Raw genomic sequence first — 6,725 nt, 5'->3', positions numbered from 1 at the left:
ATATGTCAAGAAACCGTTATCTCAATCATGTAAAAAGCAGTTTAGGCAAAGGTGAATTATCGATTAAACGATACAGTACAAAAAACAAGTTTAACCAGAAAGGTTATCCCTTAATAATGAAGGGTGACGAGTTTTTTATACAATATCGACAGTGAAATAATAAATAAAAATCAATTTGAACTTGATTTACAAAGAGTGACCATATATGTCTAATACTTATGTTCTGTTTAAACTGACCAATTTACTAACTCTACAGCATTATATTCAGGGAATTTAAAATCAGCTAGTTTATCCGTTAACCCTTTAGCGTCGGGTTGTAAATCTGTGCTGATGTTATCAGCAAATAAAGTAAGTAATACTTTTCTAGCATCATCAGATAGTATTTCCCACCATTCTGGAGATACATATATATTTTCGAAGTTTTTGAACATGTATTGAACAAGTAAAGATGTGTATAAAATTGGATCTTTTTGCGATAGAGAGCTCATTAATTGTTTACAAACATCATGGCTATTTTCTAACCAAGCAAAAGCAATTATACCCTGCTCACCATCATAATATGATGTCAACGATATGTTTTCAGAACGTACTGTCAATTCCATTAAGTCTTGTAGCTCTCGCCCGCAAAAATCAAAATCAGGGTTCGTCCCACCACAAACCATAACAGGAGGTATTTCGTTAAAGGTAAAAATGACAGCTCTTATACTAGAAAAATCATTGCTCTCTATTACTTGGTCAAAGTAACCTTTATTGTACTTTAAGTCTTCCATCGCAGCTAACGTGCCAATTTCAGTTAAAAAATTCTTCGCTTGTATTTCAATTTGATCTTCTACAGATTTGCCTCTATCAGTTTGATGTCGAAGTGATGAAAGCTGTCTTGCTCCTTCTTTAGCATAAAACTCTTTTGCAAATGCTCTATATGCAAGCAAGAAACATTGCTGTTCTGTATTTTGAAATCGATGTTTTTCTAGCGGAGCAAAAATTAAATCATCATGATTTTTACAGAAACCATTGAATGTTGAAGCACGATTTATTCCTATAGCTTCAAGTTTTGGCTCACCTTTATTTTTTCTAATCGACTCATAACTCATATTTAACCCAAGTACATGTCCATCTTTTGCAATAGCTTTGAGACTAGAAGATTTAGGAATCGTATGTGCTCTAATTATTTTTCCTGCACACTCATCATGGAAAGAGTCAGGAGAAGAACAAACTTGACGAGAATGAATACTTTTAAACTGTTTGTTAATATCCCAGTTTTTTAGAGGTTCTTGCTTGTCGCGGTTTAGGTGGCATTTTTTATATTTAACTTGAGAACCACACCAACATAGATCATTACGACCAATTTTATTTTTCATTAACTTCGCCTTATCCGAGGAGGTTTAACAGCTTCTTAGCTTTCAAAATGTCGTATTTCCTGTGGAAAGATGACAGAAGCTAATGATTAAAATATGATGATAATTTACGCCTATTCATAGATAAAACAAGTGACTGCTACGACATTGTAAATTATTCATCATGTGTAATGGTGACGAAAAGTAATAACGATGATGGAAACACCACAATTTTTCAATAAGATTTACTTAATGAATAGAGATGATTTATTCCATCTCAGAATTTTGAGGTGATGAATACTAATAAAATTATTGTTTCAGTAAATCGAAATAGCCTAGTGAGCACAGACGAACTAAAACTAAATAATTCATATAAAATTCGGGATGTAGCTTTTAAGCTACCTTTAAGTTAACTATATAATCAAGGTCGGATAAATCCGACGTCCCTAAAAAATAAAATCTAAAGATAACTCTTTATCTCAGCACGGAGCACTTAAAATAAAAAGTATCACTAGATTGTATAGGGGGTGATACCTGTGTATATTATCGTTATATTTATCATTTAGTTTCAGTAATTGAGCAAATTTAATGCATAGCGAATCATAATCACTTGACTGCCAAACAGCATAAAAATGCAACCACAACCCCTGAGATCAGAGCTTTCATCCGTGAATCTGAATTACCGACGGCTGTTCTAGCTCGTCTATTAAAAATCTCTGAGTCAACGGTTCGCAAGTGGCGCAAACGTGAAACGCTTGAAGATGCTTCGCATATTCCCAAACACATCAACACAACACTTACCCTGCAACAACAATATGTGGTGGTGCAATTACGCACACATTTAATGCTTTCTCTCGATCAACTATTAAAAGTGTGTCGTGAATTTATTAATGAAAACACCTCTCGCGCGGGTTTACAACGTTGTTTGAAACGTCATGGCGTGTCTAAGTTAGCGGATATTGATCCTGCCGATGAATTAGGGCAGTTAGAGCATCAAGTGAGTGTCGCCATTCAAGATCAAACCTCAGCGGAAGTAAAAAGCTCGGTGGTGAATCCTCAAGCCATGATAGAAGTATTAAACCAGTTACGCGCAGAAGACGCTGCTGAACAATCAAGCAGTGAGTTAGCTAAGCACACTCGAAACGCTAAATCGCGGAGTCTAACCTGTGAAGATGTTGTACAAGTGAGCGTAACAACGTTACCAAACTTAGATGATAAAAAATCAGATAAAGCAACCGTTAAAAATAACAAACCGCATCGTTTATTGATCGCCAATGACCCTGATAGTCAGTGGGTTTATGTGGATTTATATCAAGACGATGAAGCGGATGCCGCAAGACGTTATATGAAACACGTTTTGAGGCATGCACCGTACCCGATACGCCGCTTATTAGCGGCAAATTATAATGAATTTTTGAGCCGATTTCGTTTGTTAAGCGAACAATAACTTACTTGCGTGCAAGTGATATTTAGTTGTGTGCAAACCACTAAATGATGAACAAAGCGTTTAACAGATTAATGAATAGTAGTGCCATTGGAGAAAAGAATGTCGAACAAGCCATCAAATGAGTCAACAAGTGAGCAAGTGTCAGATAAGCAGATCAATTCTCGCTTACAAGAAACCCCGATTGCCATTGTTGGTATGGCGTCTGTTTTTGCTGAGAGTAAAAACCTAAGCCAGTTTTGGGATACGATTGTTAACTCTGTGAATGGCATTCAAGATGTGCCTGAAGATCGCTGGGCGATTGATGACTATTATTCAGCGGATAAAAAAGCCGCGGATAAAAGTTATTGTAAACGCGGTGGCTTCTTGCCTGAAATCGACTTTGACCCAATGGAGTTTGGTTTACCGCCAAATTTATTAGAGCTTACTGATATTACGCAATTGATGGCATTAGTGGTTGCGCGTGATGTATTAGCGGATGCTGGCGTCAATGATGAAAGCAGTTTTGATCGCGATAAAATGGGGATTACTTTAGGTGTCGGTGGTGGACAAAAGCAGGGCGGACAACTAATGTCTCGCTTGCAAGGTCCTGTCCTTGAAAAAGTATTAAAAGCCTCTGGTTTAGATGATAACGATACTAATGTGATCGTCGATAAATTCAAAAAAGCCTACATTCCATGGGAAGAGAATTCCTTCCCAGGTATGTTAGGTAATGTGATTGCTGGTCGTATTGCTAACCGTTTTAATTTTGGCGGTACTAACTGTGTCGTTGATGCGGCTTGTGCCGGTTCATTAGCTGCTATCAAAATGGCAGTGTCTGACTTACTAGAATATCGCTCAGATATGATGTTGTCTGGTGGGATTTGTTGTGACAATTCACCTTTCATGTATATGTCTTTCTCTAAAACACCTGCATTTACTGATGGTGATTGTATTCGTCCCTTTGATGAAAATTCAAACGGTATGATGATTGGTGAAGGTGTCGGCATGATCGCACTGAAACGTTTAGAAGATGCTGAACGTGATGGCGACAGAATCTATTCTGTGATTAAAGGAATTGGTAGTTCTTCTGACGGTAAGTTTAAATCGATTTATGCGCCACGTCCTGAAGGGCAGTTAAAAGCGTTAAAACGTGCTTATGCGGATGCAGGGGTTGATCCTAAAACCTGTGGTTTGATTGAAGCACATGGAACGGGAACAAAAGCAGGCGATGCGGCTGAATTTAGAGGCTTGGATTTATTATTTAGTGAAAGCGCTGACCTTGAAAAAAATGAGAAGCAACATGTTGCTTTAGGCTCGGTTAAATCTCAAGTCGGCCATACCAAAGCGGCTGCTGGTACTGCGGGTCTAATTAAAGCGGCGTTAGCACTGCACCATAAAGTATTACCAGCGACAATCAACGTTGATAAACCGAATCAGAATTTAGATATCGAAAATACGTCACTTTATATCAACTCAGAAACAAGACCTTGGATGCAACGTGCTGACGGTGAAAAACGTCGCGCAGGGATCAGTTCGTTTGGTTTCGGTGGTACTAACTTTCATATCGTTTTAGAAGAATATAACGCAGAACAAAAGGGCGCTTATCGTCTTAATGAAGTTTCACAATCTTTCCTATTCAGTGCTGATAATAAAGCGGCATTAGTGAGTACATTACATGCCAGTGCTAATGCATTAAATGTAGAGAGTGAATTACAACCTTATGCGTTTAATGAGTTGGTGTTGTCATTCCCAATCCAGAAGATCAATAAAGACAAAGTACGTTGTGGTTTTGTAGCAGAAGATGCGGTGGAAGCTAAAAAACTGATTAAACAAATCATTCAACAATTAAGTACCGACGACAGCAAAGCATGGTCTAAACCATCGGGTATTTATTACCGTGAACAAGGGGTAGTGACAAAAGGTAAAGTGGCTGCGTTATTTTCAGGACAAGGCTCGCAATATCTTAATATGGGACGTGAGTTAACTTGTCACTTTCCGAGCATGATGTCATCGCAAACGGCGATTGATAAAGCATTCCATCAAGCAGGTAAAGCTAGTTTGTCTTCGGTGGTTTATCCTACCCCTGTTTTTGAACAAGAAAAACGTGCACAGCAAGAGCTTGATTTACGTTTAACACAATACGCACAGCCTGCCATTGGTAGTTTCTCTGTGGGTTTATTTAATACTTTCAAGCAAGCGGGTTTTAAAGCTGATTTTGCAGCAGGGCACAGTTTTGGTGAGTTAACCGCATTATGGGCCGCTGATGTATTGTCTGAAAATGATTATATGACATTAGCGATGGCGCGTGGTGAAGCAATGTCGGCTCCCGAAGATGTTAGTTTTGATGCGGGAAGCATGGCAGCCGTGATTGGTGATGTAGTAGAGATAGAATCAAAAATAAAAAACATCGATGGCGTCAGCATTGCTAACTATAACGCAAACAACCAAGCGGTAATTGCTGGTGCAACAGATGCCATTAAAGTCGCTGCTGAACAGTTAACAAAAGACGGCTTCAAGGTCATTGAGTTACCTGTTTCTGCTGCGTTCCACACGCCATTAGTTAGCCATGCTCAAGCACCATTCGCTAAGGCGATTGATGCCGTAACATTTAATAAGCCGAAAATGGCTGTTTTTGCAAATGCAACAGGTGAAGCGCATAGTGACAATCAAGATGATATTAAGGCTGCATTAAAAGATCATATTTTACAATCAGTGCAATTCAGTAAAGAAATTAATAATTTATATGATGCTGGTGCGCGTGTATTTGTAGAGTTTGGTCCTAAGAATGTATTAACGCGTTTAGTGGATAATATTCTAGAAGGGAAAGATGATGTAGTGACTATCGCAACCAATGCGAATGCTAAACAATCCTCTGATTTACAATTACGTTTAGCAGCGGTTGAACTCGCTGTGCTAGGTGTTGAACTTGACAATATAGACCCATATTCGGCAATTCAACGTCCAACAGTTGCACCTAAGAAATCACCTTTAGCAATGAAGTTATCTGGTGCATCATACGTTAGCCCTAAAACTAAAAAAGCATTCCAAGATGAATTAACCGATGATTGGAAAATAAGTAGCATTGCCGCTCCAGCCAAAGAAGTTATTAAAGAAGTCATTGTTGAAAAGGTTGTTGAAAAAGTAGTAGAGAAGATTGTATATGTTGATAGCACGGGCAAACCCGTTGCAGATCAGCAAGCGGCTCAAGCTTCAACTCCTGTTGTCTCAAATATCGGGGCGAGTGTAGAGCAGTTTATTAATCATCAGTCTCAGTTATTGTCTGTGCATCAAGCTTATCTTGAAGGACCAAACCAATATGCAGACACCTTTAAAACCGTATTGGAAGCGCAAGCAGGTCAACAAGCATTACCAGAAGGTTTAGATAAAACCTTAGCCATGTATCATGACTTCCAAACAGAAACTTTACGTGTTCATGAAACATACTTAAATAATCAAACGGCATCGATGCAGCAAATGTTATCAGGTGGTGTTGTTGCTCCAGAGGTTACACCGCTTAATTCTAAAGTTGTAGATTCTACGGTTGAAGATAATAAGCCGGCCGTGACATCGGTTGCACCAAACTTGCAACAACAGTTACAAGCAACACATAAAGTTATTCAAGAACATAAAGCACCGATTGTTCATCATGCTAAGGCGGCTGAAAAAGTTCAAGCTGCTACTGTGACTCAAGTGGCTGTTAATACGCCAGTCGATACAAAGGCTATCGAAAATACTATGCTGTCAGTTGTCGCTGATAAAACAGGTTACCCGACTGATATGTTGGAACTAAGCATGGATATGGAAGCGGATCTTGGTATTGATTCTATTAAGCGTGTTGAAATCTTAGGTGCGGTTCAAGATGAAATAACAGACTTACCTGAGTTAGACGCTGAGCAATTATCGCAAATGCGTACCTTAGCTGAAATCGTTAACTACATGAATGAAGTGGCTGCGAGTTCAGCTCC

2 protein-coding genes and 1 pseudogene are annotated in these 6,725 nt (G+C 38.7%); 2 read left to right on the top strand and 1 reads right to left on the bottom strand.

Annotation, left to right across the window (positions count from 1 at the left end; genetic code table 11):
• Positions 1-227: 227 nt before the first annotated feature.
• On the bottom strand, positions 228-1,358 hold the full coding sequence (locus E2R67_RS00950) for a YecA family protein (RefSeq protein ID WP_134289028.1): 1,131 nt from the start codon (positions 1,356-1,358) through the stop codon (positions 228-230).
• A 586-nt stretch (positions 1,359-1,944) separates the two neighbouring features.
• Between E2R67_RS00950 and E2R67_RS00945 the strand changes: the two genes are divergently transcribed.
• On the top strand, positions 1,945-2,781 hold the full coding sequence (locus E2R67_RS00945; RefSeq protein WP_134289027.1) for a helix-turn-helix domain-containing protein: 837 nt from the start codon (positions 1,945-1,947) through the stop codon (positions 2,779-2,781).
• 99 nt (positions 2,782-2,880) lie between these two features.
• Positions 2,881-6,684 (top strand): annotated as a pseudogene (locus E2R67_RS16980) (beta-ketoacyl synthase N-terminal-like domain-containing protein); the annotation flags it as partial.
• Positions 6,685-6,725 lie beyond the last annotated feature (41 nt).

Origin of the sequence: Psychromonas algicola (assembly GCF_004378355.1) — a bacterium.
GTDB lineage: Bacteria > Pseudomonadota > Gammaproteobacteria > Enterobacterales > Psychromonadaceae > Psychromonas.
Note: the sequence above shows the minus strand (reverse complement) of the source record. Positions and strands in the feature narration are given on the sequence as shown.